This is a genomic window from Yersinia aldovae ATCC 35236 (assembly GCF_000173735.1).
In the GTDB taxonomy this organism is placed as follows: domain Bacteria; phylum Pseudomonadota; class Gammaproteobacteria; order Enterobacterales; family Enterobacteriaceae; genus Yersinia; species Yersinia aldovae.
On sequence record NZ_ACCB01000109.1, the window covers coordinates 1 to 616 of the forward strand.

Genomic DNA, 616 nt, shown 5'->3' on the forward strand with positions numbered 1-616 from the left:
TGACTGCGTACCTTTTGTATAATGGGTCAGCGACTTATATTTTGTAGCAAGGTTAACCGAATAGGGGAGCCGTAGGGAAACCGAGTCTTAACTGGGCGATAGTTGCAAGGTATAGACCCGAAACCCGGTGATCTAGCCATGGGCAGGTTGAAGGTTGGGTAACACTAACTGGAGGACCGAACCGACTAATGTTGAAAAATTAGCGGATGACTTGTGGCTGGGGGTGAAAGGCCAATCAAACCGGGAGATAGCTGGTTCTCCCCGAAAGCTATTTAGGTAGCGCCTCGTGAACTCATCTTCGGGGGTAGAGCACTGTTTCGGCTAGGGGGTCATCCCGACTTACCAAACCGATGCAAACTCCGAATACCGAAGAATGTTATCACGGGAGACACACGGCGGGTGCTAACGTCCGTCGTGAAGAGGGAAACAACCCAGACCGCCAGCTAAGGTCCCAAAGTCATGGTTAAGTGGGAAACGATGTGGGAAGGCACAGACAGCCAGGATGTTGGCTTAGAAGCAGCCATCATTTAAAGAAAGCGTAATAGCTCACTGGTCGAGTCGGCCTGCGCGGAAGATGTAACGGGGCTAAACCATGCACCGAAGCTGCGGCAGCGAC

Annotated in this window: 1 rRNA gene; it reads left to right on the plus strand. The window is 51.9% G+C overall.

What is annotated here, in order from left to right:
- A 23S ribosomal RNA gene (locus YALDO0001_RS19450) occupies positions 1 to 616 on the plus strand; the annotation flags it as partial.